26 protein-coding genes are annotated in these 25824 nt (G+C 68.1%); 15 read left to right on the top strand and 11 right to left on the bottom strand.

The annotated features are described in order from the left end of the window. Window positions 1-6: 6 nt before the first annotated feature. The 3 genes from E0H73_RS20155 to E0H73_RS20145 form a co-directional block, all read right to left on the bottom strand. Window positions 7-2493, bottom strand: a complete 2487-nt coding sequence (locus E0H73_RS20155; protein WP_131358581.1) for an ABC transporter permease — start codon at window positions 2491-2493, stop codon at window positions 7-9. Then, window positions 2490-3272 carry an ABC transporter ATP-binding protein gene (locus E0H73_RS20150; protein ID WP_131359511.1) on the bottom strand — a complete coding sequence of 261 codons (783 nt, stop codon included), beginning with the start codon at window positions 3270-3272 and terminating at the stop codon, window positions 2490-2492. Before E0H73_RS20150 ends, E0H73_RS20155 begins: the two co-directional genes overlap by 4 nt. Window positions 3273-3372: 100 nt before the next feature. Beyond that, window positions 3373-3969 (bottom strand): TetR/AcrR family transcriptional regulator, encoded by a 597-nt coding sequence (locus tag E0H73_RS20145; RefSeq protein WP_131358579.1) that lies wholly within the window; start codon window positions 3967-3969, stop codon window positions 3373-3375. A 106-nt stretch (window positions 3970-4075) separates the two neighbouring features. On the opposite strand from E0H73_RS20145, the gene E0H73_RS20140 reads away from it, so the two are divergent. The 6 genes from E0H73_RS20140 to E0H73_RS20120 all read left to right on the top strand — a co-directional run bounded on the left by E0H73_RS20140 (window position 4076) and on the right by E0H73_RS20120 (window position 10370). Continuing rightward, entirely contained in the window at window positions 4076-5071 is a 996-nt protein-coding gene (locus E0H73_RS20140; RefSeq protein WP_131358576.1) for a hypothetical protein, read from the top strand. 183 nt (window positions 5072-5254) lie between these two features. Continuing rightward, on the top strand, window positions 5255-6643 hold the full coding sequence (locus E0H73_RS20135; protein ID WP_238164116.1) for an extracellular solute-binding protein: 1389 nt from the start codon (window positions 5255-5257) through the stop codon (window positions 6641-6643). 27 nt (window positions 6644-6670) lie between these two features. Then, a complete protein-coding gene (locus tag E0H73_RS20130) occupies window positions 6671-7612 on the top strand; it encodes a carbohydrate ABC transporter permease (RefSeq protein ID WP_131358573.1) in 942 nt (313 codons plus the stop codon). Beyond that, entirely contained in the window at window positions 7609-8436 is an 828-nt protein-coding gene (locus E0H73_RS20125; RefSeq protein WP_131358570.1) for a carbohydrate ABC transporter permease, read from the top strand. The genes E0H73_RS20130 and E0H73_RS20125 overlap by 4 nt, the downstream gene beginning before the upstream one ends. 480 nt (window positions 8437-8916) lie before the next feature. After that, window positions 8917-9174: a carboxylesterase family protein gene (locus tag E0H73_RS47970; protein WP_337590326.1), complete on the top strand. Its 258-nt coding sequence runs from the start codon at window positions 8917-8919 to the stop codon at window positions 9172-9174. Then, on the top strand, window positions 9117-10370 hold the full coding sequence (locus E0H73_RS20120) for a carboxylesterase/lipase family protein (protein ID WP_272949142.1): 1254 nt from the start codon (window positions 9117-9119) through the stop codon (window positions 10368-10370). Before E0H73_RS47970 ends, E0H73_RS20120 begins: the two co-directional genes overlap by 58 nt. Before the next feature lie 3 nt (window positions 10371-10373). On the opposite strand, the gene E0H73_RS20115 is transcribed toward E0H73_RS20120, so the two are convergent. Next, window positions 10374-10904 carry a helix-turn-helix transcriptional regulator gene (locus E0H73_RS20115; RefSeq protein WP_238164115.1) on the bottom strand — a complete coding sequence of 177 codons (531 nt, stop codon included), beginning with the start codon at window positions 10902-10904 and terminating at the stop codon, window positions 10374-10376. A 277-nt stretch (window positions 10905-11181) separates the two neighbouring features. Here E0H73_RS20115 and E0H73_RS20110 point away from each other — a divergent pair, with 277 nt between their 5' ends. Further along, window positions 11182-12177 carry an aldo/keto reductase gene (locus E0H73_RS20110; protein ID WP_131358567.1) on the top strand — a complete coding sequence of 332 codons (996 nt, stop codon included), beginning with the start codon at window positions 11182-11184 and terminating at the stop codon, window positions 12175-12177. Between the two features lie 53 nt (window positions 12178-12230). Continuing rightward, complete coding sequence (locus E0H73_RS20105; protein ID WP_337590325.1) at window positions 12231-13043, top strand: aldo/keto reductase; 813 nt, start codon at window positions 12231-12233, stop codon at window positions 13041-13043. Here E0H73_RS20105 and E0H73_RS20100 read toward each other — a convergent pair. Beyond that, window positions 13033-13947, bottom strand: a complete 915-nt coding sequence (locus E0H73_RS20100) for a hypothetical protein (protein WP_131358561.1) — start codon at window positions 13945-13947, stop codon at window positions 13033-13035. The two genes, E0H73_RS20105 and E0H73_RS20100, sit on opposite strands and share 11 nt — an antisense overlap. A gap of 258 nt (window positions 13948-14205) precedes the next feature. Here E0H73_RS20100 and E0H73_RS20095 point away from each other — a divergent pair, with 258 nt between their 5' ends. From E0H73_RS20095 to E0H73_RS20080, 4 genes are all read left to right on the top strand, one after another. Next, the gene (locus E0H73_RS20095; protein WP_131358558.1) at window positions 14206-14781 is read left to right on the top strand and encodes a dihydrofolate reductase family protein; all 576 of its coding nucleotides are present in this window, start codon (window positions 14206-14208) and stop codon (window positions 14779-14781) included. 429 nt (window positions 14782-15210) lie between these two features. Beyond that, window positions 15211-15636 (top strand): CBS domain-containing protein, encoded by a 426-nt coding sequence (locus E0H73_RS20090; RefSeq protein ID WP_131358555.1) that lies wholly within the window; start codon window positions 15211-15213, stop codon window positions 15634-15636. 39 nt (window positions 15637-15675) lie between these two features. Next, entirely contained in the window at window positions 15676-16548 is an 873-nt protein-coding gene (locus tag E0H73_RS20085) for a DUF4190 domain-containing protein (RefSeq protein ID WP_131358552.1), read from the top strand. A gap of 28 nt (window positions 16549-16576) precedes the next feature. Beyond that, window positions 16577-17254 carry a DUF4190 domain-containing protein gene (locus E0H73_RS20080; protein WP_131358550.1) on the top strand — a complete coding sequence of 226 codons (678 nt, stop codon included), beginning with the start codon at window positions 16577-16579 and terminating at the stop codon, window positions 17252-17254. Window positions 17255-17257: 3 nt separating this feature from the next. Here E0H73_RS20080 and E0H73_RS20075 read toward each other — a convergent pair whose 3' ends face one another. From E0H73_RS20075 to E0H73_RS20065, 3 genes are read right to left on the bottom strand one after another with little or no spacing between them, the layout of a single operon-like run. Continuing rightward, window positions 17258-17620, bottom strand: coding sequence for a DUF4190 domain-containing protein (locus E0H73_RS20075; RefSeq protein WP_238164114.1), 363 nt, complete (start codon window positions 17618-17620; stop codon window positions 17258-17260). A gap of 55 nt (window positions 17621-17675) precedes the next feature. Then, window positions 17676-19025 (bottom strand): M16 family metallopeptidase, encoded by a 1350-nt coding sequence (locus tag E0H73_RS20070; protein ID WP_131358545.1) that lies wholly within the window; start codon window positions 19023-19025, stop codon window positions 17676-17678. Further along, window positions 19022-20308 carry a M16 family metallopeptidase gene (locus E0H73_RS20065; RefSeq protein WP_131358542.1) on the bottom strand — a complete coding sequence of 429 codons (1287 nt, stop codon included), beginning with the start codon at window positions 20306-20308 and terminating at the stop codon, window positions 19022-19024. The genes E0H73_RS20070 and E0H73_RS20065 overlap by 4 nt, the downstream gene beginning before the upstream one ends. Before the next feature lie 104 nt (window positions 20309-20412). On the opposite strand from E0H73_RS20065, the gene E0H73_RS20060 reads away from it, so the two are divergent. Together E0H73_RS20060 and E0H73_RS20055 are read left to right on the top strand one after the other, a co-directional pair. Continuing rightward, on the top strand, window positions 20413-20769 hold the full coding sequence (locus E0H73_RS20060) for a YciI family protein (protein WP_238164113.1): 357 nt from the start codon (window positions 20413-20415) through the stop codon (window positions 20767-20769). Next, window positions 20762-21979, top strand: a complete 1218-nt coding sequence (locus E0H73_RS20055) for an RNA polymerase sigma factor (protein ID WP_131358539.1) — start codon at window positions 20762-20764, stop codon at window positions 21977-21979. Before E0H73_RS20060 ends, E0H73_RS20055 begins: the two co-directional genes overlap by 8 nt. Here the strand turns inward: E0H73_RS20055 and hisN are convergent. After that, on the bottom strand, window positions 21963-22742 hold the full coding sequence (gene hisN / locus E0H73_RS20050) for a histidinol-phosphatase (protein WP_131358536.1): 780 nt from the start codon (window positions 22740-22742) through the stop codon (window positions 21963-21965). The two genes, E0H73_RS20055 and hisN, sit on opposite strands and share 17 nt — an antisense overlap. Before the next feature lie 144 nt (window positions 22743-22886). Here hisN and E0H73_RS20045 point away from each other — a divergent pair, with 144 nt between their 5' ends. Further along, on the top strand, window positions 22887-23381 hold the full coding sequence (locus E0H73_RS20045; RefSeq protein ID WP_131358533.1) for a DUF2231 domain-containing protein: 495 nt from the start codon (window positions 22887-22889) through the stop codon (window positions 23379-23381). On the opposite strand, the gene rsgA is transcribed toward E0H73_RS20045, so the two are convergent. Both rsgA and aroA read right to left on the bottom strand, forming a co-directional pair. After that, window positions 23374-24375, bottom strand: a complete 1002-nt coding sequence (gene rsgA / locus E0H73_RS20040) for a ribosome small subunit-dependent GTPase A (protein WP_131359504.1) — start codon at window positions 24373-24375, stop codon at window positions 23374-23376. The genes E0H73_RS20045 and rsgA overlap by 8 nt on opposite strands. Window positions 24376-24537: 162 nt before the next feature. Then, the gene (gene aroA, locus E0H73_RS20035) at window positions 24538-25812 is read right to left on the bottom strand and encodes a 3-phosphoshikimate 1-carboxyvinyltransferase (protein WP_131358530.1); all 1275 of its coding nucleotides are present in this window, start codon (window positions 25810-25812) and stop codon (window positions 24538-24540) included. Window positions 25813-25824: the final 12 nt, after the last annotated feature.

The raw sequence follows: 25824 nt of genomic DNA, 5'->3' as shown, positions 1-25824 counted from the left end.
GCTCGGTCAGTCGGCGTGGGTGGGTTGGGGGGGGGAGTGGCGGAGAGCGGCGGTGGCGGGGACGAGGGTTGAGCCGAAGGTGAGTACGGCGGCGGCGCCGATGATCACCAGGAAGATCCACAGCGGTCCGGTGGGGATGGCACTGGCGGAGACGGCGGCCGAGAACGGGAGCAGGCAGGCCAGGGCGACCAGGGTGCCGAGGGTGATGCCGGCCAGGGTGACCAGCGTGCTCTCGGTGGTGAGCATGCGGAGGACCTGCATGCGGGTCGAACCGGTGAGCCGCTGCAGAGCGAACTCGCGGCGGCGTCGCAACGTGGTCGAGACCAGCGTGTTGACGACCGAGACCGCGGTGTACGCGATCAGCATGCCCACCAGCATGTAGTTGACCCACGCCTGTGTCTGCAGATCCTCGGCGTTCGCGGCGACCAGGGTGTCCCGATCGGCGACCTGTACGCCGGGATGCGCGGCGGCCACCTTTGCGAGCGCCGGCTGTACGTCGGCACCCGGTGCGGAGCGAACCAGGATCTGCTTGGTCAACCCATCAGTGGTGTGCGCGGCGACCAGCTTGGCGGGCAGGATGATGCTCTCGTAGCCGCGCTCGGCCGCGAACGTGGCGACCACCCGCAGCTTCACCGAGGTCCCGTCGCCGAGCGTCATGGTGATGTCCGAACCGACTCGACGGTCCATCTTCCCCGCGACGTAGTCGGGCAGCGCGACGGTCGATCCGGTCAGGTCGGTCAGCGATCCACTCGTCAACTGCACCGGCGCCGTACCATCCTTGCCCTGGGCATCCACGCCTAGCAGAGGCGCTCCATCCTCGTCGAACGGAGCATTGCGAGGCTCGTCGATCACGCCGGTACTGCGGACGAACGCCGAAGCACTCGCGACACCGGGAACCGTACGGACCTGGTCGACCAGCGCGGGCGCCATACCGGCCTCGGAGACCAGCACGGTGTCGGCCTTCAGATCACGCGTGAAGGCCTCGGACGCCGCATCCATCTGGGTGGTCTGCATATAGAGGTTGGCGGTCGAGATGCCGACGGCAAGCATCACCGGCATGACCGCGGCCGACATCGCGACCGATCGTGCCGTGACGTTGCGAATCGCCAGTCGTCCGTTGACCCGCGTCAGCAGTTGCACCGGCCAGCGCCAGATCGCGAGCACGGCCTTCGTCCAGAACGGGCCGAGTAGCGCGACGCCGATCGCCCAGCAGAGTACGGACGGGCCGGCGGTCGCACCGGCGAGCGGACCGGTCATCACGGCCGCGGTGACGATCAGCAGCGCCAGTCCACCGCCGAGGAACAGCAGGCCGAAGAGCAGACGGATCCAGCCGAACCACTTCCGCTGCAGCGAAGCCTCGACCAATGCCTCGACCGGCTTGATCTTGGCCGACTTGCGGGCCGCGATCAGGGCGGCACCGATGGCCGCGAGGATGGCGGCGCCTGCACCGGCCGCGAACGGGATCACGCCCTGGGAGAACTCGACCACCGGCGACGCGACGCCGTGTGAACCCAACTGGTCAAAGAGGAACCGGCCCAGGAACACGCCGGGCACCACGCCGACCAGAACCGCCGGGATCGACACCAGCATGGACTCGCCGAGGATCATCCGCCGTACCTGACCGGGCGTCGTACCGATGCCACGGAGCAGCGCGAACTCGCGCTCGCGGTGCTGGGCGGACAGCGCCAGCGTGGACGCGACCACGAACATCATCGTCATCGCCGCGATGCCGCCGAAGGAGCCGGCAATGGAGATCAGTGCAACGCGCTGCGTTTCGGTGCCGGGGTGCTCGGCCAGGCCACGGTCGATGCCTGTGCTGACGGTGATGCCACCGTCGATCGCCTTGATCCGGTCCTTCACCGCGTCGACATCGGTGCCAGGAGCAAGCAGTACGCCGACGTCCGCGAACCGCGCGGGATTGCCGGCCAACTGGCGGGCCTCATGGTCGGAGAAGAACGCATGCCCGGCAGGTCCTTTGGCGATGCCGCTGACCCTGAAGGTCTCAGGGCTGCCGTCGACGACGTAGGTGACCCGGTCACCGACCTTCGTGCCCGCTGTGGTGCTGACGACCTGACCAGCGGTCGGCGCGCGACCGGAGGTCAGCTTGTACGGCGCCAACGCGGCCGAGGACCAGTTGTGGCCTTCAGCAACCGTGAGACCACTGGAACCCAGGATCGAGGCCGGGAAGGTCAGGTCGCCGATCGCGTCCGAAACCCCTTCGACAGAACTGATCTTGGAAACGAGATCGGTGGGAACACCGACACGCTCGGGAAGCGCGGTCGCGTCCTCGGCGCCTGGCCGCAGATGCGACTGCTTGCCGGTGACAACGATAGGAGCAGCGGCGAGCCGTTCGGGGGAGACGTTGGAGCGGATCCCGGTCTCCATCAGACCGCCGCAGGCCATCACGATCGCGGTACCGAACACGACCGCCACGAAGGTGGCGATGAAGCCGCCCTTGCGGAAGCGCAGGGTGCGGACGGCCAGGCGCATCATCGGGCCACGACCTGCAGGTTGGACCGCGCACCGAGGTGGGTCATCCGGTCCGCCACGGCCTCGGCCGTCGGCGCGATCAGGCTGCCGGCCAGTACGCCGTCGGCCAGGAAGACGACCTGGTCGGCGTACGAGGCGGCGACCGGGTCGTGGGTGACCATGACCACCGTCTGGCCCTGGGTGCGGACCGGCTCACGCAGCAGTTGAAGGACGTCGGCCGCGGTCTGGGTGTCCAGGGCGCCGGTCGGCTCGTCAGCGAAGATCACTGCCGGGCGGGCGACCAGGGCGCGGGCGATCGCGACGCGCTGCTGCTGACCGCCGGACAGTTCGCCGGGGCGGTGCTTGTAGCGATCGCCGAGGCCGACGCGGTCGAGGACCTGACGGACCGCGGCGCGGTTAGGCCGGCGGCCGTCCAGCTCCATCGGCAGGCAGACGTTCTGCCAGACCGTCAGCGCGGGCAGCAGGTTGAACGACTGGAACACGAACCCGATCCGGTCGCGTCGCAGCTCGGTGAGCTTGCGTTCGTTCAGGTCGGCCAACGGCTGGCCGTCGATGAACACGCTCCCCGACGTCGGCCGGTCCAGACCGGCGGCGCAGTGCAGGAACGTGCTCTTGCCGGAGCCGGACGGCCCCATCACGGCTGTGAAGGTGCCGCGGGCAAAGCCGATGGAGATGCCGTTGAGGGCGTGGACCGCGTTGCCGCCGCGACCGTACACCCGTCGTACGTCCTGCAGGAGCACCGAGTGCTCGCTCGTGGCGGCCGCTTCCTGCGCGCGCCTCATCCGTCGCGTCGTCTTCGTCATGCCGTTGACGCTACGGAGCCGGGACGGGTCCCCCCAGGGTGCTGGACCGCCGCTCAGGGTGGGTGAAAGTCCACCCCCGCTAGGCGCGGAACAGAGCCTTCAGACCGGCGGAGTAGGTGTCCGGGGTGACGTCGCCGATGAGCAGACGCTGGAGCACGAAGCCCGGCAGCATGCCGAACATGACCTGGGCGATGTACTTGGGATCGGTGTCCGGGTCGACGGTGCCGTCGGCCTGGGCCCGGCGTACGACGTCCTCGAAGTGCTCGCGGAGCAGCAGGTACTTGCCGCCGGCGATGTCCAGGATGGCGGGGTTGTGCAGCGCCTCGGCCCACGCCTGGACCGCGACCCGGGTGACGTCGCCGCCGGGCCGTTCGGCGATGCTGACCGCGTGGTTGAGCGCCGCCTCCAGCGCGGCCAGCGGGGTCAGCGGGTGCTCGGTCGTGAGGATCTTCTCGAAAAGTTCGTCGACGGTGCCGAGGGCTTCCTCGGCGATGGCGGCGACGATCTCCTCCTTGCTCTTGAAGTAGCCGTACACCGCGCCGGCGGACAGGCCGGACTCGCGGATCACGTCGGCCATCGTCGTCTTGTGGAACCCCTGCTCGACCACGCAGGTGCGGGCCGCGGCGACGATCTGCGCCCGCCGGGCCAGGCGGTGTTCCTCAGTGACCTTCGGCATAGCGCGAACATAAAACGAATGTCCGTTCTTGACAAGTCGCCTCTCGATGTTCCAGGCTCGAATCAATAAAGAACGATCATTCGGTTTTAACGAAGGAGTCCTCCTCATGTCCGCTGAGGTGCAGGGCGACCGCCGCCGGCCGCCCGTGGTCGCGGTCGTCCTCATGCTGACCGCACTGCTCACTGTCCTGCTGATCGCGTTCGCCTGGCCGGCCGCCCGGTCCGAACCGCGCAACGTCCCGCTCGCCGTGGCCGGTCCCGCACCGGCTGTCGCCCAGGTCGAGAACATTCTCGAGCAGGCGATGCCCGGTGGTTTCGAGGTCACCGCCGTACCGGATCGGGCCACCGCCGTACAGAAGATCCAGGACCGGGACGTGTACGGCGCGATCGTGCTCGACCCGCAGCAGCCCGAGATGCTGACCGCATCCGCCGGTGCTCCCGCGGTGGCGCAGATCCTCACGCAGATGTCGAGCCGGCTGTCGCCGGACAACCCGCCGAAGCTCACCGACGTCGTACCGCTGCCGAAGGACGATCCGCGTGGCGCCGGTCTGGCCGCGGGTGCGTTGCCGCTCGTGCTCGGAGGAATCATCGCGGCCGGTGCACTGACCCAGTTGGTGCGGTCGGGTCGGCGTCGCATGGTCGGTGCGATCGTGTTTTCGATCACGGGCGGTCTCGCGCTGGCCGCCGTACTGCAGTACTGGCTCGGTTCTTTCGAGGGCAGCTACCTTGCCAACTCCGGAGTGATCGCGCTGTCGATCGCGGCCGTGAGTCTGACGCTGCTCGGTCTGGAGTGGCTGCTCGGTACGGCGGGGCTCGCGCTCGGGGCCGCGGTGATGATGCTGCTCGGTAACCCGCTGTCAGGTCTGACGAGTGCACCCGAGATGCTTCCAAGCGGTTGGGGTGCTCTCGGTCAACTGTTGCCGCCGGGTGCCGCAGGTACGGCGCTACGGTCGGTGAGCTTCTTCGACGGCGCGGGAGTCGGCCGACCGCTGCTCGTTCTGGGCTGCTGGCTGGTGGCCGGATTGCTGTTCTGTTCACTCGGTGCGATGAGGTCGCAGCGCGTCGTACACGCCCGCCATGAGGCGAAGCCCGTTACTGTCTGAACAAAGTCCCGGCGCGGTGATCGGATTGTTACGCTCCGGTGGCCGCGTCGAGGCGTGCGGGCGGCGACAACGTTGTCTGTCAAGCATTGACTTCCCGGCCTCCGGCCTCCTACGGTCGCGACAATGACCGCTGGGGTTCGGTCGGGGTACCGGGATGACAACGATTGCCCGAAGGTGGACGTGATGACAAGGAAACGTTTCAAGGCAGCGGCCGCCATGAGCGCGTTGCTGCTGCTGGCGGTCTCGGCCTGCAGCCAGGGTTCGACGACCAAGCAGCCGGAGGCGGGCAGCTCGCAGAGCGCCGGCCCGGCGCACATCAAGATCGCGTACCAGCAGTGGGGCCCGGGCGTGGTGATGAAGAACTTCCTCACCGGCGTCAAGGCCGAGTACGAGTCGGCCAATCCTGGTTCGACGGTCGAGATCCTGCCGATCGTCGCCAGTGAGAACGACTACTACACCAAGCTCCAGCTGATGATGCGGTCGCCGAACACCGCCCCGGACGTGGTCTACGAAGACACGTTCCTGATCAACTCCGACATCACCGCGGGCTACCTGCGGCCGCTCGACGACTACATCAAGAACTGGGATCAGTGGGGCCAGTTCGAGGACACCGCCAAGGGCGCGGCGAAGGCGCTGGACGGCAAGACGTACGGCATTCCGGACGGCACCGACACTCGCGCGCTCTGGTACAACAAGCAGCTTTTCGCGAAGGCCGGGCTTCCCGCCGACTGGCAGCCGAAGAGCTGGGACGACGTACTGACCGCCGCTCGGACCATCAAGGAGAAGGTCCCCGGCGTCATCCCGATGAACGTGTACTCCGGCAAGCCGATGGGTGAAGCCTCGGCCATGCAGGGCTTCGAGATGCTGCTGTACGGCACCAAGGACACCCTGTACAACAACGACCAGCAGAAGTGGGTCGTCGGCAGCCAGGGCTTCAAGGACGCGCTGAACTTCGTCAAGACCGTCTACTCCGAGGGCCTCGGCCCGTCGCCGAAGCAGGCGCTCGACCCGAACATGGGCAGCAAGGTCGGCACCGAACTGCTGCCGGGCGGCAAGCTCGCGATCGCGCTGGACGGCTCCTGGATCTACGGCAACTGGCAGAAGACCGGTGCGAAGCCGTGGCCGCAGTGGACCGACGTACTCGGCCAGACCGCGATGCCGACCCAGGACGGCAGCGGCAAGGGCAAGGTCAGCCTCTCCGGTGGCTGGACCTGGGCGATCCCGGCCAAGTCGAAGAACCCCGACGCGGCCTGGAACCTGATCAAGACGCTGCAGACCCAGAAGAACGCGGCCAAGTACGCCACCGACGGCGCGCAGATCGCGGTCCGCAAGGACGTCGCCAACGACGCCGGGTACAAGAGCTCCTCGAAGAGCACGCAGTTCTTCACCGACCTGGTCTCCGTCACCGTGTACCGGCCGGCGTACGCCGAGTACCCGAAGGTCTCCAACGAGATCATCACCGCGATGGAGGCGGTGATGACTGGCCAGTCCTCGCCGGATGATGCCGCGAAGACGTACGACGAAGCGGTTGAAGGCATCGTCGGCAAGGACAAGACCACTCAGGGCCAGTAACCCCGGCCCGGCGAAGGAATCTCCCCTGTGACGACGACTGTCGCTCCCACTTCGGCCGCCTCCGCTCCTCCCGGCAAGTCCGCCGGGAAGAGCGGGCGGCCGAAGGCCGCGAAGCTGTTCCGGATGCTGCCGCTGAGCCCGGCGATCGGGTTGATGCTGGTCTTCCTGGCCGGCCCGATCATCTACTGCCTGTACGCCGCGTTCACCAACATGGCGCTCACCGGCACCGGCGCCGCGAACGTGAAGTTCGTTGGCCTGGACAACTTCCGCAAAGCCTTCGGTAGTGGTGCATTCACCAACGCGATCTGGCTGACCCTGGTGTTCACGCTGATCTCCGCGATCATCGGCCAGAACACCCTCGGGCTCGGACTGTCGCTGCTGATGCGCCGCTCCACGAAGGTGGTCCGCAACTTCGTCGGAACCGCGGTCATCGGTGCGTGGGTGCTGCCCGAGGTGGTGGCGGCGTACCTGCTCAGCGCGTTCTTCAACGACGAGGGCACGCTGAACGTGATGCTGCACGCGGTCGGCCTGCCCGGCCAGGACTGGTTGTACGCGGCACCGATCATCGCGGTGTCGCTGGCCAACATCTGGCGCGGTACGGCGTTCTCGATGCTGGTGTACTCCGCCGCATTGAGCGAAGTACCCAAGGAGATCGAGGAGTCCGCCGAGATGGACGGCGCCTCCGGCTACCGTCGGCTGCTGTTCGTGACGCTGCCGATGATCAGCCGGGCGGTTATGACCAACCTGATGCTGATCACGCTGCAGACGCTGAGCGTCTTCGGCCTGATCTACGCGATGACCCGTGGCGGGCCTGGCACGAAGAGCCAGACGTTGCCGCTGTACATGTACGAGCAGGCGTTCAGCTTCTCCCAGATCGGCTACGGAACGGCGATCGCCCTGGTGATGCTGGCGATCGGCGCGGTCTTCTCGCTGATCTACCTGCGTGGATTGAATTCGGAGGCCGCATGATCGCCCGCGACCGGATCAGCAAGCTGGTCGGCAACCTTGTACTGCTGGCGATCGGCGTGCTGTTCGTGCTGCCGTTGCTGTGGGTCCTGTTCGCGTCGATCAACCGGACCGCCGGTCTGCGGGTCGAGTTCCCGACGCATCCGACCCTCGGCAACTTCAAAGCGGTGCTGAACACCGATACGACGTACCGGCCGGTGCTCAACGGCATCGTGCTGTGTGGTGGCGCGGCCCTGCTGACGATGATCTGTGCGGTACTGGCGGCGTACCCGCTGTCCCGCTTCAAGTCGAAGTTCAACCGGCCGTTCCTTCTGACTGTGTTGTTCTGTACAGGTTTGCCGATCACCGCGGTGATGGTGCCGGTCTATGGGTTGTTCGTGCAGTTGAACCTGGTGGACACGCTGGGCGGCACGATCATGTTCATGGCGACCGCTTCGCTGCCGTTCGCGATCTGGCTGACCAAGACGTTCATGGACGGCGTACCGATCTCGCTCGAGGAAGCGGCATGGGTGGACGGTGCCGGGAACATGCAGGCACTGGCCCGGATCGTGCTGCCGCTGATGTGGCCGGGGATCGCGGTGGTGCTGATCTTCACCTTCATCGGTATGTGGGGGAACTTCTTCGTCCCGTTCATGTTGTTGCTGTCGCCTGAGCGGTTGCCGGCGTCGGTGAGCATCTTCACGTTCTTCGGGCAGTACGGCGAGCCGAACTACGGGCAACTGGCGGCGTACTCACTCATCTACACGATGCCGGTCCTGCTGCTGTACCTCCTGCTCAGCAAGAAGCTAGGCGGAGCCTTCGCCCTCGGCGGCGCCATCAAGGGCTGATCACCGCCTCGCGGCGTACTCCGTCGCGCGGGGCGAAAGGACACCGCTGCGCGGCGGCTGACTTCTGGCCGCCTGCGGCGGCGTGCGCGCGCTGGGATCGCACGCTGACGTGGTCGGCGCCTTGTGCTGTGGTTGCGGTGCTGGGCGGTTGCTTATCTGCGTGGGCCGGGAGGAGACCGCCGGGTGACTTCTGGTCAGGCTGGCGCGCCTGGCATGCCCGTGCGCCGGGAGGGTGTCGGCACCTGGCGGCGTGGGCGGTAGACGGGTGTCGGCTTTGGTGGCGTGGCGTGGCGTGGCGGTTGGGGTTGGGGTTGGGGTTGGGGTGGGTTGTAAATGGCTGGCTGGTGGGTTGGTGGGGTGGGACGATCCGCGGGTCGGGGTTGTGTTGGTCTCGCCTGACTTGTTGGAGGGAGATCGTTGTGAGCGGCAGCGCGGAGGGGGCGGCTGGGCCTGAGGTTCGGACGCGGGCTGGGGTGGTGCGTGGTCGGTGGGAGGCGGGGGTGGGGGTGTTTCGGGGGGGTGCCTTATGCCGAGGCGCCCGTTGGTGAGTTGCGGTTTGCGGGACCTCGGGCGGTGCGTGGGTGGGGGGGGGTGCGGGTGGCGGAGTCGTTCGGGCCGCCGCCTCCGCAGGCTGGGGTGTTGGCGACGGGGGCGCGGACGGAGGAGGGGGCTGGCGACGGCTGGCTTTCGGTGATGTTTGGTCGCCTGAGCTGGGGGTGGGGGCTGGATTGCCTGTGATGGTGTGGATTCCGGGTGGTGGGTATGCGGTGGGGACGTCCAGTCTTCCGGAGTTTGACGGTGGTCGGCTGGCTGGTGGTGGTGTGGTTGTGGTGACGATGAACTACCGGCTGGGTGTGGAGGGGTTTGCGCAGATTGAGGGCGCTCCGGCGAATCGGGGTCTGTTGGACCAGGTTGCTGCGCTGGAGTGGGTGCGTGACAACATCCGGGCGTTCGGCGGCGACCCGGATCGGGTGACGGTGTTCGGGCAGTCGGCGGGTGGTGGATCAATCGCCGCGCTGTTGGCCATGCCGCGGGCGGCCGGGCTGTTCCGTCGGGCCGTCGTACAGAGTGCGCCGGGGGCGTTCTTCTCGCCGGAGCTTGCGGGCGACATCGCGGCCGCGTGCGCTGCCGAATTGGGGGTGCGGCCAACGATGGCCGAGCTGTCGGCCGTGGATCCGGCTCTGTTGTCCGCCGCGGGCGACGCTGTCTTCGCGAAGATGGATGAGTGGAAGGAACGTTGGGGTCCGATCACCTACCGGCGGATCCCGTACGCTCCCGTGGTCGACGGCGACGTACTGCCGGCGACGCCGTGGGAGGCTTTGGCCAACGGTGCCGGCCGGGACGTCGACCTGCTGATCGGGCATGTCCGCGACGAGCACCGGCTGTTCAGCCTGCTCGAGGGCGTACTGGGTCAGGTGACCGAGGAACAGGCCGAGACCGCGTTGCGCACTCTCGCCCCGGGCGGCGGCCGCAGCTACCGCGAGGCCTTCCCGGCGGCCGGCCCGGAGGAACTCTATGAACTGGTCAACTCCGACTGGCTGTTCCGCATGCCGACACTCCACCTGGCTCAGGCGCACACCGGCCGGACCCACGTTTACGAGCTGACCTGGCCAGCCCCCGGCTTGGGCGGCGGACTCGGTGCCTGCCACGGCCTCGACGTACCGCTCGTTTTCGGCAACCTGAGCAGCGGCCAGCCCGCCTTGCTGATCGGCGATCCCCCGTCCGCGGAGGCGGAGGCGCTGTCCGCGCGGATCCGCGCCGCGTGGACGGCGTTCGCGACGTACGGCGACCCCGGCTGGCCGACGGACGACGACCAGCGGCTCGTCCAACTCCTCGACACCGAACCCACCGTCACCACCTACCCGGAGGAAGCCTCCCGCCTCCTCTGGCAGCACCACACCTTCCCAGCCCTCCCATTGATCGACCGCCAGTGACACTCAGGCACTACCGGAAGTCGTAGCGCTCGAGATCCAGCTGCCGAGGAGGTTCAGGGCGTCGGCGGATGGTGAGGCTGGTTCGGGGATGTAGGCGGTGAGGGTGAGGCCGGCGTCGGCGGACAGTGCCCAGTCGGGGTAGAAGTCGCGCGCGTTCGGGTCGAGGAAGCCGAATCGGGCGAAGTTCGGTGCCTGGCCGGGAGCGCTGACAAAGCCGTCGAAGATCGGTGCGAACAGAGCCCGGCCGAGCGCGTTGGCGGCAAGTATGTCGAGGCGGCCGTTGCGGACGAGCGCGGGTGTGGCCGCCATACCGTCGAGGATGCGTTGTACGGCGGGCCGGACTCGCCGTGCGGGTTCCCTGCGAGGAGTTCGGCTGCTGGAATTCGCGGTACGGGCGAGATCGAACAGGTACGTACGTTCGGCTTCGTCGAGCTGAAGGGCGTCGGAGATGGCATGCAGCACGCTCTCGGAGACGCCGGAGATGTTGCCCTTCTCGATCCGGGCGTAGTAGTCGACGCCGAGTCCGGCCAGCATCGCGACCTCCTAGCGACGCAGGCCGCCGGCACGCGCCGATTGCCTCCGTAGTGCTGCAGCCCGGCCTGCTCCGGCGTGACCTTCCCTCGCCGGCTGACGAGGAAGTCGCGCACCTGCTTCCGGTTCTCGGTGGCCATGCCTTCCACCGTACGAACCCGGTCGCCGGCGAGGGGGGTTCTGTCAGAACCGGGTTCAACCGGACCTCCCGCAGATCGATCGACCAGCGTTGACTGAACGCCGTACGACGATGCTCGCGAGCAGATCAGGAGAACAGACCATGCAGGAACGCACCCTTGGCACCGGCGGCCTGGCGGTCTCGGCCGTCGGGCTCGGTTGTATGACGATGACTGGCGGGTACGGCGGTCGGCCCGACCGGCAGGAGATGATCGGGCTGCTGCACGCCGCCGTGGATCGCGGCGTCACCTTCTTCGACACTGCGGAGATCTACGGCCCGCACGCGAACGAAGAGCTTGTCGGCGAGGCGCTCGCGCCGTACCTGGACCGCGTGACCATCGCGACGAAGTTCGCCAACGACATCGATCCGGCGGAACGTAAACCTCGAGGCCGGATGCTGCGCCCCGACGAGCTCGCGGGCGTGGTCGAGGGCTCGCTGCGGCGGCTCGGGGTCGACGCGATCGACCTCTACTACCAGCATCGGGTCAACCCGGAAGTTCCGATCGAGGAGTTTGCCGGGGCGGTGAAGGAGCTCATCGAGGCCGGCAAGGTCAAGCGGTACGGGATGTCCGAGGCTGCGGCCGGCACGATCAGTCGCGCCCACGCCGTACAGCCGGTGACCGCGGTCCAGAGCGAGTACTCACTGTGGTGGCGACGTCCTGAGCAGGAGGTCCTGGCCACCTGCGAAGAACTCGGTATCGGGTTCGTTCCGTACAGCCCACTCGGCAAGGGATTCCTCACCGGAACCCTCAGTACGTCGAGCAGTTTCGACAAGGACAACGACCTGCGGGCGCGCATCCCGCGCTTCGGCGCCGACGCCTTGCAGCACAACCTCGCCATGGTCGAGCTGGTGCAATCCTTCGCAGCCACGAAGGCAGTGACCCCGGCGCAGATCGCGCTCGCGTGGCTGCTCGCACAGAAGCCGTGGATCGTCCCGATTCCCGGCACGACCAAGCTGCACCGGATGGAAGAGAACATCGCGGCCGCGGACGTCACGCTGTCTACCGATGAGCTGGCTCAGCTCACTGAGGCGTCGGCGCGGATCGAGGTCGAGGGTGGCCGCTACCCGGACGAACTCGAGGCCCAGACCAACCTGTAGCCGATCCGTCGTACTGTCGCACTCGGCAGAACTCATGGTTGGTTGGAGGCGCGGTGGTGGAGCTTGTTGGGCGGGTTGGGCTTGGGGTTGCTGGCGTGTCGATGACGCCTCGCGTTCGGGCGGCTGACCTTGCGATGATCCGGGCCGGAATCGCTGCTGGTACGGCGATTCTCGACACTGCGCGGGCGTATGCCCAGGTCGATGGGCCGTTGTACGGCGAGGAGCTGGCGGCGGAGGCGGCTCGCGGTACGGGCGTGATCGTCGGAACGAAGGGCGGCCATTCGCGGACGGGCGAGAACACGTGGGACGCGGACATCAGCGCGGGCCGGATCCGGTCGGATGTGGACACGAGTCTGCGGGTGTTCGGAGGCGAGCGTCTCGAGCTGTACTACTTGCACAGAGTCGATCTGGCCCAACAACCCGTCGAGGAGGGCATGTGTGCGCTGGCGGCGCTTCACGACGAAGGGAAGGTGGCACGGATCGGTCTGTCGAACGTGACCGTGGCCGATCTCGAACGCGCGACCGCGATCGCTCCCGTTGACGCCGTACAGAATCTGCACTCGGCGATGGGACGCGAGTCAGCCGAGGTCGTCGCGTGGTGCGAAGCCAACCAGGTGCCGTTCTTCGCCTACTCGCCGCTGCGCTCCTCGTCGAAGGCGCCACGGCTGGCGGCGATGGCAGCCGAACGCGGAGTATCCCGGCAACGCCTGCAACTCCGCGCTCTGCTCGAATCGTCTCCCGTGGTGTCCGTGATCTCGGGCGCAACCCGCCGCGAGACCGTCCTCGACTCGCTGGCCGCCGAGTCCGAACCCTGGGATGAAGACCTCCAGACCGCCTACGAAGAAGACCTCGCGATCAAGACTTAGGCGGTGTGAGTGCCTCCAGGCGCTGGTGGAGCGTCCGGAGAGTGTCGGCGGAGTCGGTGCGGATCGCTTCCGGGATTTCGTCGAGCGCCTGCCAGTACTCGAGTTTCTCGGTGAAGTTCCATTCCAGTTGGAAGCACGCGACCCACGCCCGGGCGGAACACACGAGGATCCGGAAGGCCCAGACCGTGCGCTCGTTGTCGTCGGCCGGCGCCGGATCCACGAGCGCTTCGAGTACAGACTTGTGGGCTTCGGCTGCGACCGTCGCGTGCTCGCGTTCGTGCCACGCGTCGCGGAGTGCTGCCGTTGAACGTTCGAGTGCGAACGCGACCAGCGCACCGACCCCGGTCTGAATCATCGCGTCCAGTTGAGGTTCGCCCGCGACCAACTCGGAGACCGACTGCGACCCGACGGCGGTGCCGAGCACCAGGAACAGCCTGACGATGAAGCTGAACAGTCGGCTGAGCCGCGAGTGATCCTTGGTGACCTCGATGTGCTCCAACTGCGCGCGCAGTTGCTTGATGGCTCGCAGCGCCGTACGACGATCCGCGCGCGACCGGCGGGTGACGAGCTCGAGCATGTCGTCGATCTCGTCGGCCGGAATTCCGAGCAGATCCGCCACGTCCGCGAACGGCAGCTCGGCCAGCAACGCGGTCGCGGCCGTGCCCTGAGTAGACTTCTTGGTCTGACGCCGAGACCGCTTCGGCTCCCCGGCCTGGACCCGTTCGGCCACCAGGTCGAGCAGGTCGTCCAGCCCGCGTACGACGTCCTGCAGCGCGGTGTCGGCAGTCTTCCACCGATAGCTGGCGAGAGCGCTCGTACGCCGGAAGTCGTCCTGCACGACCTGCTGCAGCTCATCCGGCCATCCGGCAACCGCAACCGCCGGCGGCTCCACGAACGCCGGCAAGTCCGTAGCCCCAGGAGTAAAAGGCGGAGCCCCGGCCTCGGAGCGCCCAACCTCTTCGTTCCTCTTCCCCTGCCCCGGCACGATAAAGCTCACCCCCCAACCTTACGTGCGGCGGCAGCTCACGCTTCGTCAGCTGTCACGCGACCGCGGCTGATCTTCGAAGGGAACCGGGAGGTGGTGTCGGATCAGCAGCGAGGTGTTCGTAGGAGGGGTGAGCGGGCACCCACCTGGGCGCCCCACGTACTTGAGGAGAGCATGATGACCGCTACTTATACGTTTGACGTCTTTTCGAGCCTCGACGGCTTCGGCGCCGCCAGTGCCAACTGGACCGGCTACTGGGGCAAGCAAGGCCCGGAGCTGCTCGATCACCGCCTTGACTTGTACGGCGGGGATCAGCGGATGGTCTTCGGGGCCAACACGTTTCGGGCCTTCGTGCAGATGCTGGCGTCGGGCGAGGAGCCCGGAGTACGTGACCCCTGGGTCACCCGGATGACGAGCCTGCCGGCAACGGTCGTGTCGAGCACCTTGGAAGGACCGCTCGACTGGCCGGACGCGACGCTCGTGAGTGGTGACGCCGTCGAGGTCGTTGCCCGGCTCAAGGAAGCGTCCGATGTACCGCTGCGCTCGCATGGCAGCCTGTCGTTGAACCGGGCGCTGATGAGCGCGGGTCTGGTTGATCGCGTGCAGGTGACGATCTTCCCGGTGATCACTGGTCAGACCGGGGTGGCCTCGGTCTTCCAGGGCGCGGACGATTTCGACCTCGAACTGCTCGAGCACCGGACCCTCGACGGTCGCACCCAAGAGCTCATCTACCGCCCGACCCTGCATGGTTGAGGTCCGTTCTGCTCGTGGGCGGTCGAGGCCCGGTAGCTCCCGCGCCTGACAGGAGCACCGGCCTGATGGGCCGACCGGTCTGACGGGTTGTCTCGGTCCGGCGGCTTGCTGATCTCCTGCTGATGCGTGTGGTCGTGGGACCTTCCTCAACACATCTGACGCCCACAAGCTTCGACAGTCCACGTGTTCCGAGCAGCCTCGCGCATCGCGTCCGCTCACGCTCTCGATGGCGAGGACACGAGCCAGGTTTGCGGGCGGGTGAGAGCCGCAGCGAGTGAGCGACGGAGGAGCGAATTTAGCTGCTGCGTGGGGGAATTTCCTGTTACTGGTTGTCCATCGTTGTCACGGGGGGTGACAGGCCAGGGCTGCCGGATTGGGGTGGATTTCGCTACCTTGGGGTATTGGTCCTTCGATCCTGCAGGAGGCTCCGTGAAGATCAACGACGTACTGCGCGGCAAGGGCAACCAGGTCGTCACCATCTCCCCAGAAGCCACTGTCACCGAGCTGCTCGCACTGCTGGCCGAACACAACATCGGCGCGGTCGTGGTCAGCCCGGACGGGTCGTCGGTGGCCGGCATCGTCTCCGAGCGCGACATCGTGCGGCTGTGGAACGGAACCCCGGAGGCGGGCGACGTTCGGGTCAGCGCGATCATGACCGCCGAGGTCCGCACCTGTACGCCGGACGACCTGATCGACAACCTGATGCGGCTGATGACCGAGCACCGGATCCGGCACGTGCCGGTCGTGGTCGACGGGGCGTTGTCCGGACTGGTCAGCATCGGCGACGTGGTGAAGTCCCGGATCGGCGAGCTCGAGTTCGAGCGGGAGCAGCTGTCCAACTACATCTCCAGCTGATCGACCGTAAAGCCCCCGGCTGGGGACTACAGTCCGTGCATGGATCCGACACATCCCACGGACGGTGACTCCGGTACGCCGTCCTCCGGGCAGCCCCCGCACGGCGGCACACCGCAGCAACCCACGTACGGCGGATCACCGCGGCAGAACCCGTACGGTGCACCGCAGCAGCCCGGCCAGCCGGGGCCGGGGCAGCCAGGGTTCGGGCAACCCGGGTACGCGGGGCAACCGCCGTACCAGGGGCAGCCGTATCAAGGTCAGACCTACCCGGGTCAGCAGTACCCGGGAGCGCAGTACGGCGGGCAGTCGCCGTACCCCGGCATGCCCGGGCCGGGGCAGTATCCGGGGCAGCCGCAGAAGACCAGCGTTCCGGCGATCCTCTCGCTGATCTTCGGGGTGATCGGCGGCATCCTGATCAGCATCATTCTCGGCATCGTCGCGCTGACGCAGATCCCGAAGAAGGGCCAGAAGGGCAAAGGTCTGGCGATCGCCGGGCTGGCGGTCTCCGGCCTCTGGCTGGTCGGGTTCGTGGTCGCGATCGCCGTGTTCGGCGACGGTGAACCGGATCGGGATGCCTCCGGACAGGTCACGACCACGCAGAACACCCGCCCGGACAAGCTCCGGGTCGGCGACTGCGTGAGCGAGATCAACGAGGGCGAGGTCGCGAACATCAAGGTCGTACCGTGCGACCAGCCGAACGGCGGTAAGGTCTTCGCCGTCTTCGACCTGCCGGCGGGGGACTGGCCGGGGCTGACCTCCGTCCAGACCGCGGCCGAGAAGGGCTGCACCGACCGCTGGAAGGCGTCGAAGCAGCAGGCTTCCGCGGATTCCAGCATCTTCTACCTGCACCCGACCGAGGACGGCTGGAGCCTGGGCGACCGCGGCGCCACCTGCCTACTCACACCGAAGTAGGGAACAACACACACTCCTGGGGGGAGACATGAAAGACCCGGAATTCCCGGAATACACTGCCCGGCCGCCGGGCGAGAACCCGAAGCCGGCACCCGGCCCACCACCACCGTTCCCGAACATGCGGCCGGTCGAGACGGTCCCGCACGGCGGATCCAGCACGCTGGCGACGGTGGCGCTGGTTCTCGGGCTGGTCGGCGCCGTGCTGGCCGCGATTCCGCTGGCGATCGTCGCGCTGGTCCGGATCTCGGACCGGAACCAGACCGGCCGCTGGAAGGCGATTGTCGGACTGGTCGCGGCCGTGGCGTGGATCCCGGTCCTGTTGGTCAGGATTGCCGGGATCAGTGACGACGAGCCGGATCGCGATGTGGCGTCGGGGCAGGTGACGGCGGCTCAGACCACGCGACCGCAGGAGCTCAAGGTCGGCGACTGTGTGGCGAGCCTGGAAGAAGGTGCCGTCAAGCAGGTCACTGTGACGCCGTGCGATCAGCCGAACGGCGGCAAGGTGTTCGCGTTGTTCACCTTCCCGCCCGGAAGCTGGCCGGGACGCGAGACCGTGGACGAGGAGATGCAGAACGGCTGCTGGGAGCGGTGGTCCGCGTCGGAGGAGCAGGCCGCCGATCCGTCGGACGTCTTCATCCTCGGTCCGACCGAGGAGACCTGGCGGCTCGGTGACCGCGGTGTCACCTGCTTGCTGATCAAGCGGTGAGGCTCAGGTCGCCGCGACGAGCATGATGACCATCGCTACGAGGAACAGCAGGCCGAGGGCCAAGAGGGCGGTGCCGATCATGCCGCAGATCTGGCCGGCCTGGGCCATGCCGCGGTTGTTGTAGACGCCGGGGGAGGCGTCGATCTCGGCGAGGGCCTGGTTGCCGAGCCACCAGGCCACCGGGGAGAGGAACACGAAGCCGGTGCAGAGCGCGATCGCGCCGAGGACGAGCGAGACGGTGGCCTGGGAATGGTCCTGCAGGATGCCGTACGCCGGGCGGTCCGGGAAGCCGGGCTGGACCGGGTACGCCGGCCAGAACGTGTGCGTGCGGTCCGTCGCGTCGGTGGGACGTTCGGCGAACGACATCATCGTGCTCCTCCACTCAGGGCCAAGGCGCTGAGCAGAGGAGCAACGGTCGGCCTCAGCTCACGTCGATCAGTTCACCCAGGTCCAGCTCGGTGAGCTGGGGACGAACTTCCTTGGCTTCCCCTACGACGACGACCAGTAGCCCGTCGGTTCCCACATACCGCCGGTATGCCTCGGTGGCCTCGGCCGCGGTGGTGGCGGCGATCTGGGTCAGGTAGGTGTCGGCGAAGTCGATCGGTACGCCGTTCGCGATGTTGCTGCCGACCTGCTGGGCCACGGAATCGGCCTGCTCGTACCGCAGCGGGGCGGTCCGGATCAGGCTGTCCTTCGCCTCCTGGACCTCCTGCTCGGTCAGCCCGTCGCGGGCCTCCCGCAGGATCCGCAGCGCGTCGCCAATCGCGGCGCCGGTGACCTCGGTGCGTACGGCGCCGCCGAGGCTGAAGGTCCCACCCTTGCGGGGCGCGGCGAAGCTGGTCCGCGTGCCGTAGGTGTAGCCCTTCTCCTCGCGCAGCACGGTGTCCACGCGGGAGGTGATCGTGCCGCCGACGACGTGGTTCGCGACCGCGGCCGCACCCCACGCGGGGTCGCGACGGTCCGGTCCGGCGCAGCCGATCAGCAGCTGGCTCTGCACCGAGCCTGGCCGGTCGACCAGCACGACCCGGTTGCCCACGATGTACAGCGGCTCCGGCGTGTCCAGCGCAGTACCGGCGGTCGACGTCCAGCCACCGAAGGCCTCGTCGATGATGCCGGCCACGTCGACGCCGGTCGCGTCTCCCGCGAACAGCATCTGCGCGCGCTCCGGGCCGATGTTGCGCCGGTAGAAGTCGGCGACCTGCGTGTTGGTCAGCGGGCGGATCGTGTCCGGGGTGCCCGCTGTCGGCCGGGATCGCCGCGTCGACGGGTCGAACAGGTGGCCCGAGAAGGCCTCACGGGCCCGGTAGCCGGCGTTCGCCCGCTCCTGGTTGATCTCGCCGAGCCGGATCGTCACGTGCCGGCCGACGTCGGCCTGGTTGAATGCGGGCCGGGTGACCGCCTCCGCGAGCAGCTGCACCGCCGGCGCCAGGTGCGACACCGGGACCGAGATCTCCACGTGCAAGGCGTCCGAGCTGACATCCACGCCGTACGCCGCTCCGTGCCGCTCCAGGGCGGCTGCGAACTCGTTGGCCGAGCGCAGTTCGGTGCCCTCGTCGAGGGTGCGGGACATGATCGTGGCGACGCCCTCGAGGTCTCGCGGTTCCGCGATCAGCGGCATCGCGATCGTCACCCGGACGGTGGCGACGTACTGGCCGGGGCGATCGAAGACGTGCACCGGGGAACCGGAGCTGGTCGTCGTCGTGGTGGCCTCGGGGAACTTCCACGGGCGCGGCGCACCGACGGCCGGTGGGGTGGTCAGAACCTGGTTCATGCCTGCTCTCCTGCGTTCTCCGACCGGCGGTAGGCGACCTGCACACGTCCGGCGGCGCGGATCCACTGCGCCGCGGCCGCCTGCACCTGCTCCACGGTCACGGCACGGACCTGGTCGATGCGGGTGTTGATCCGGTTCGGATCGCCGAACAGCAGCGCGTGGTGGGAGATCTCGTCGGCCCGGCCGGCGCAGGTGGACAGTTGCTCCAGCCAGTCGCGCTCCGCCTGTGCCTGTACGGTCGCCAGTTCGTCCTCGGTGACGCCCTCCTCGGCGAGCTTCTCGACCTCCTCGAGCAGCGCGTCCTCGACCTTCTGCAGGTCCACGCCGTCGGAGGCGATGCCGGTCAGCGTGCCGAACGACACCCCGCCGATCAGCGGCAGCGCGCCGCCCGAGACCGACTGCGCGATCTGCTCGTCGCGGACCAGCCGACGGTTGAGCCGGCCGCTCTGCCCGGCGGCGAGGACGTCGAGCGCGAGCCCGGCCGCGTCCAGCTCCGGCGTCCCGTCCATGGGCAGCCGGAACATCATCGTGACCAGGTCGGACGGTACGTCGGAGACAACGTCGTCACGGTGTACTTCGGTGAGCGGGCCGATCGTGCCGTCCGGCGCGGCCGGAGGCTGCGGGATCGCCGGCAGGTGACCGAAGTACCGCTTGGCCGCGTCGAACGCGTCCTCCACCGACACGTCGCCGACGATGGTCAGGACCGCGTTGTTCGGGCCGTAGTACTTGCGGAAGAACGCGTGCACATCCTCGACCGACGCAGCGTCCAGGTCGGCCATCGAGCCGATCGTCATGTGCGCGTACGGGTGGTCCGCGGGGAAGGCGAGCCGGACCAGCCGCTCGTACGAGTCGCCGTACGGGCGGTTGTCGTAGCTCTGCCGCTTCTCCTCCTTGACCACGTCGCGCTGGTTGTCCAGGTTCTCCTGGTTGACCGCGTCGAGCAGGTAGCCCATCCGGTCCGCCTCGAGCCACAGGGCGAGGTCGAGACCGCCGCTCGGCAGTGACTCGAAGTAGTTCGTCCGGTCGAAGAACGTGCTCGCGTTCAGACTGGCGCCGGCGTTCTCCAGCAGGCTGAAGTGCTGACCGGAGGCGACGTTGCGCGATCCCTGGAACATCAGGTGCTCGAACAGGTGCGCGAACCCGGTCAGTCCCTCCGGCTCGTGGCGCGATCCGACGTTGTACCAGAGGTTCACCGCGACGATCGGAACGGCGCGGTCCGAGCTGACGACGACGCGTAAGCCGTTGTCCAGCGTCTGCTCCGCGATGGGGTAGGTCAAGGGCATGCCGCCACCCTACGTGGTCCGGAAATTCTCCGCCGGTGGTGTCGATCCGGGCCCGCGTCGCGCATCGGAGTGGTGAATGCTGGAACCGACGGACCATGAGAGAGGTGACATCAGTGGGCAAGTACCTGGTGATGATCTACGACAACGAGGCGATGTGGGCGGCGGCCGGCCCGCCGGCGATGGAGGCCAACAATCGGCGGCACGAGGCGTTTGCCGCGGCCAACGGGCCGGCGATCCGCGGTGGCGGGCAGCTCGGGGAGAGCGAGACCGCGACGTCGATCCGCCCCGACGGCAGCGGCGGGTTCGTGGTTACCGACGGGACGTTCGCCGAGACCAAAGAGGTGATGGGCGGCTACTACCTGATCGAGGCCGCTGACCTGGACGAGGCGCTGGAGATCGCCAAGCAGGTGCCGGCGCCGATGGGTGGGGTCGAGGTGCGACCCATCATCAACGGTGGCTGACACCGTCGCCGAGGCTGTGGCGAAGGCCCACGAGAGTGAGTGGGCCTTCGTCCTGGCCGCCACGGCCCGGGTGGCGGCCGATCTGGACCTGGCCGAGGACTGCGTGCAGGACGCGTACGCCAAGGCTCTGGTGCACTGGCGGGATCAAGGCGTGCCGGCGCGACCGGGAGCGTGGCTGACAACGGTGGCCACGCGGCGTGCGCTCGAGTTGCGGCGGCATGCGGACGTCGTACGGCGGAAGCTGCCGCTCCTGATGCCGGATCCGGTCGAGGACTCCAACGGGGTGTTCCCGGACGACCGACTGCGGCTCGTGTTCACGTGCTGCCACCCTGCGCTGGCTCAGGAGGCGCAGATCGCGTTGACGTTGCGGCTGGTGTGCGGGCTGTCGTCGGCAGAGATCGCCAAGGCGTTCCTGGTGAAGGAAGCCACCATGCAGGCGCGGATCACCCGGGCGAAGCACAAGATCTCCCGGTCGGGGATCCCGTACCGGATCCCGCGGCCTGCCGATCTCCCGGAGCGCATCGACACCGTGCTGGACGTCGTACATCTCGTCTACACCGCGGGGCACACGGCTGCGGATGGTGAGGAGCTCGCTCGGCCGGATCTGGCCCGGCGAGGGCTTGATCTGGCACGGATGGTGCGACTGCTGCTGCCGGACAGCGGCGAGGCGACGGCGCTGCTCGCGCTGCTGTTGCTGACACAGGCCCGGCAGGCGGCGCGGGTTGATGCCACTGGGCAGTTGGTGCTGATGGAGGACCAGGATCGGGCGGTCTGGGACCGCGAGCTGATCGCTGAGGGACTGACCCTGGTCCATGAAGCGCTGAGGTGGCCGGTGGGGCGGTTCGGGCTGATGGCGGCCATCGCCGCGGTGCATGCGGAGGCCGAGCGCTGGGAGGACACGGACTGGCCCGAGATCCTCGGTCTGTACGACCTGCTGCTGGCGTGCTGGCCGTCCCCGGTGATCGCGCTGAACCGTGTCGTCGCGCTCAGCTACGTCGATGGCCCGGAGGCTGCGTTGCGGGTGCTCCGTTCGCTCGCCGACGATCCCGCGCTGGCGACCTATCCGTACCTCGCGTCCACGCGGGCCGAGCTGTTGCGTCGTACCGGGAACTGGACGGAGGCCGTCGCGGCGTACGAAGAGGCGCTGGCTTTCACCAGCAATGCGGTGGAGGCCGAGTTCCTGCAGCGCAGGCTCACTCGAGGCGCTTGAGGACCTCGTCGTGCAGGCGGCCGTTGGTGCCGACGGCGTTCGCGCCGTTCGGGCCGGGGGTGCCGTCGACCGAGGTGAACCTGCCGCCGGCCTCGTCGACGATGATCGCCAGCGCGGCCATGTCGTACAGGTTGAGCTCGGGCTCGGCGGCGATGTCGACCGCGCCTTCGGCGACCAGCATGTACGACCAGAAATCGCCGTACGCGCGGGTCCGCCAGCAGGAGTCCATCAGCTCGGCCCACTGGTTCTTCTTGCCGATCTTCTCCCAGCCCTTGAGCGAGGCGTACGACAGCGACGCGTCCTCGATCCGGCTCACGTCGCTGACCCGGCACGGCTGCGCGGACATCAGCGCCCGGCCGGTCCAGGCGCCATCGCCGTACGACGCCCACCAGCGCTTGCCCAACGCCGGGGCGGACACCACTCCGACGACCACCTGGTCCTCGATCATCAGGCTGATCAGCGTCGCCCAGACCGGGACGCCACGGATGTAGTTCTTGGTGCCGTCGATCGGGTCGACCACCCAGCGCCGTACGCCCCAGCCGGTGGTGCCTTCCTCCTCGCCCACGAACGCGTCCCGCGGCCGGGCCCGGGCCAGCGTCTTGCGCATCACGTCCTCGACCTTGCTGTCGGACTCGCTCACCGGAGACAGGTCCGGCTTGGTGGCCACATGCAGGTCGAGCGCCTTGTAGCGGTCCATCGTGGTCGAGTCCGCGTCGTCGGCCAGGATGTGGGCGAGCCGCAGGTCATCCGTGTGCGAAGGCATGCCGGAAGGCTAGCCCGTTACCCCGCTCAGCGGGCATGGTGTCCGTAAACGTTGCGGATCGGTTGCGGCGCGAATTGAACCTAATTGGTTGATTGAACGTGCAGTTAGTGTCTGACCACGTTCTATGACAGCCGGGAGGCGTCAATGTTCGAACGCTTCGGGGACCTGCCGCTCCACGTGCTCGTGATCCACTTGGCCGTGGTGGCGCTGCCGATCGCAGCCCTGACCCTGATCGTCTTCGCGGTGGTGCCGCGGTGGCGGTGGTTCCTGCGCTGGCCGGCGTTGATTCTGGGGCTCGGGGCGCTGGTGTGCGCGTTCGTGGCGAAGAAGAGCGGGGAGGCGTTCGTCGCCGCGGTCCCGTCGCTGCAGCAGCCGGTCAAGCTGCACGAGGACCGCGGAAACCTGCTGTTCTGGTTCTGCCTGGCCTTCGCGGTGCTCGCGGTGATCGCCGTGCTGGTGCTGAGCGGGCCGTCCTCGCTGGCCAGCGGAAAGGGTGCCAAGGCAACCAAGAGTCGCCCACTGGAGCTGATCACCAGCGCGGCAGTTGTCGTCATCGGCGTACTCGTGATCTACCAGACGATCCGCACCGGCGACGCCGGCGCCAAGGCCGTCTGGACCGGTCAGCTTCCGCCTAAGTAACGTCCTGCTCCGGCACGGCCTGGGTGCGGCCTTCGCGGCTCGCCAGGAGGCGGCGGAAGGACGCGACCCGGTCGGGGTCGAGGCGGCCTTCGGTGACGGCTTCGTCCAGGCCGCAGTCGGGGGCGGACTCGGTGTGGGTGCAGCCTCGCGGACAGGACTCGGCGACGTCGGCCAGGTCGGGGAAGGCGTCGATCAGTTTGTCCGGGTCGACGTGGGCCAGGCCGAAGGAACGGATGCCGGGCGTATCGATCAGCCAGCCGCCGTCAGGCAGCCGGAGGACCAGCGTGTTCGTCGAGGTATGGCGCCCGCGGCCGGTGACCTCGTTGACGACGCCGATCGCGCGGTCGGCACCGGGGATCAGCCCGTTGACCAGCGTCGACTTGCCGACGCCGGAGTGGCCGACCAGGACGCTGATCCGATCCTGGAGTTGCTCACGCAGGTCAGTGAGATCGCCGCCTTGCTGCGTGGCGACTGACTCGACTCCCAGCGGCCGGTAGATCGAGAGCAGCGGATCCGGGTCGGCGAGGTCGGTCTTCGTCAGGCACAGCAGCGGCCGCATCCCTGCGTCGTATGCCGCGACCAGGAAGCGGTCGATCAGACCGGTCCGCGGCTCCGGGTTCGCGACGGCGACGACGATGACGAGCTGGTCCGCGTTCGCCACCAACGGACGCTCGACGGGGTCGTCGTCATCGGCCGACCGGCGCAGCAGCGTCGTACGGGGGAGAACCTCGACGATGCGGGCCAGCGTGCCCTCGTCGCCGCTCGCGTCGCCGGCGAGCTTGACGCGGTCGCCGACGATCACACCCGTGCGGCCGAGTTGCCGCGCCTTCATCGCGGTCACCTGCCGGTCGTCGACCCAACAGGTGTAGCGGCCGCGGTCGCGCGTGATCACGATGCCGGTGACGGCGTCGTCGTACGAGGGGCGGTCCTTGGTCCGCGGCCGGGTCCGGCGCTTCGGCCGGTCGTACCGGGCCTCCTCGTCGTACCGCGACATCAGCTGGTCAAGCCGTGTGTGATGGTCCCGCGCCGTCGCGAGCAGGTGCTCGGCGCGGTAGCTCGGCGTGCTGGAGTGAAGGTGTCGATGCGGATCCATCGTCGCCTTTGCTCCAGTGCGGCGAGATGCCGTGCCGAGTGCCGCGCAGTAGGCGCGGGACCATCACACACGGCTTAGCTCCGACCACATTTGGGGGAACTCGGGCAGGGTCTTTGCCGTGGTTCCGATGTTCTCGATCTCCAGGCCGTCCACGAGCAGGCCGAGTACGGCGGCGGCGTGGGCCATGCGGTGGTCGTTGTAGGTCCCGAAAAGCCCACCCTGCAAGCGCTTCGGCCGGATCTCCAGCCCGTCGGCCGTCTGCGTCACGTCCCCACCGAGCGCGTTGAACTCGTGCTCGAGCGCCGCCAGCCGGTCCGTCTCGTGGTTGCGCAGATGCGCGATTCCCCGCAGGTACGACGGTCCTTCCGCGAACGCAGCCACGGCGGCGATCACCGGGCTCAGCTCACCAACCTCGCTCAGGTCGAGGTCGACCGCCTGCACTCGTCCGGTCCCGCGGACCGTAAGTCCGTCCTCGGTCCGAGTCACCTCGGCACCGAAGCGAGTGAAGATGTCGCCGAGTTGACCGCCGGGCTGCGTGGTCTGCTCCGGCCAGCCGGTCACGGTGACCTCGCCGGCGGTGAGGACGGCCGCGGCCAGGAACGGCGCCGCGTTCGACAGGTCCGGCTCGATCGCGGCGTCCAGCGCCCGAATGGGGCCGGGGGCAACCACCCAGCGGTTCGGTTCGCTGTCGTCGACCTGGACGCCGCGCTCGCGCAGCATCGCCACCGACATGTCCAGGTGCGGCTGCGACGGCACAGGCTTCCCGTCGTGCCGGATGTCGACGCCCTCGTCGTACCGGGCTCCGGCGAGCAGCAGGGCCGACACGAACTGACTCGACCCGGATGCGTCCAGCGTGACCTTGCCGCCGCGGACCGAGCCTGCTCCGGACACGGCGTACGGCATGCGGCCGGTGCCCTGGTCGTCGATCTGGACGCCGAGCGTGCGCAGTGCGTCGAGGATGACGCCCATCGGGCGCTCGCGCGCATACGCGTCGCCGTCGAACTCGACCACACCGTCAGCCAGCCCGGCCACCGGCGGGACGAAGCGCATCACAGTGCCGGCGAGGCCGCAGTCAACGCTTGCCGGACCCTTGAGCGAGCCCGGGGTCACAGTCACGACCGGGCCGTTGTCCGTGATACCGACACCGAGTGAGACGAGCGCGGCGCGCATCAGCGCAGTGTCGCGGGCGGCGAGCAGACCGGTCAGGTGCGACGGTCCGTCGGCGAGTGCGGCGAGGATGAGGGCACGGTTGCTGATCGACTTCGATCCGGGCACCGTGACCCGGCCGCTGACCGGTCCCTGGGCCTTCGGCGCCGGCCAGCCCTGCTGCGTGCTCATCCCACTCCCTAC

The organism is Kribbella pittospori (assembly GCF_004331465.1).
Lineage (GTDB): Bacteria > Actinomycetota > Actinomycetes > Propionibacteriales > Kribbellaceae > Kribbella > Kribbella pittospori.
The sequence above is the reverse complement of the archived record's forward strand: the minus strand, read 5'-3'. Positions and strand labels throughout refer to the sequence as shown.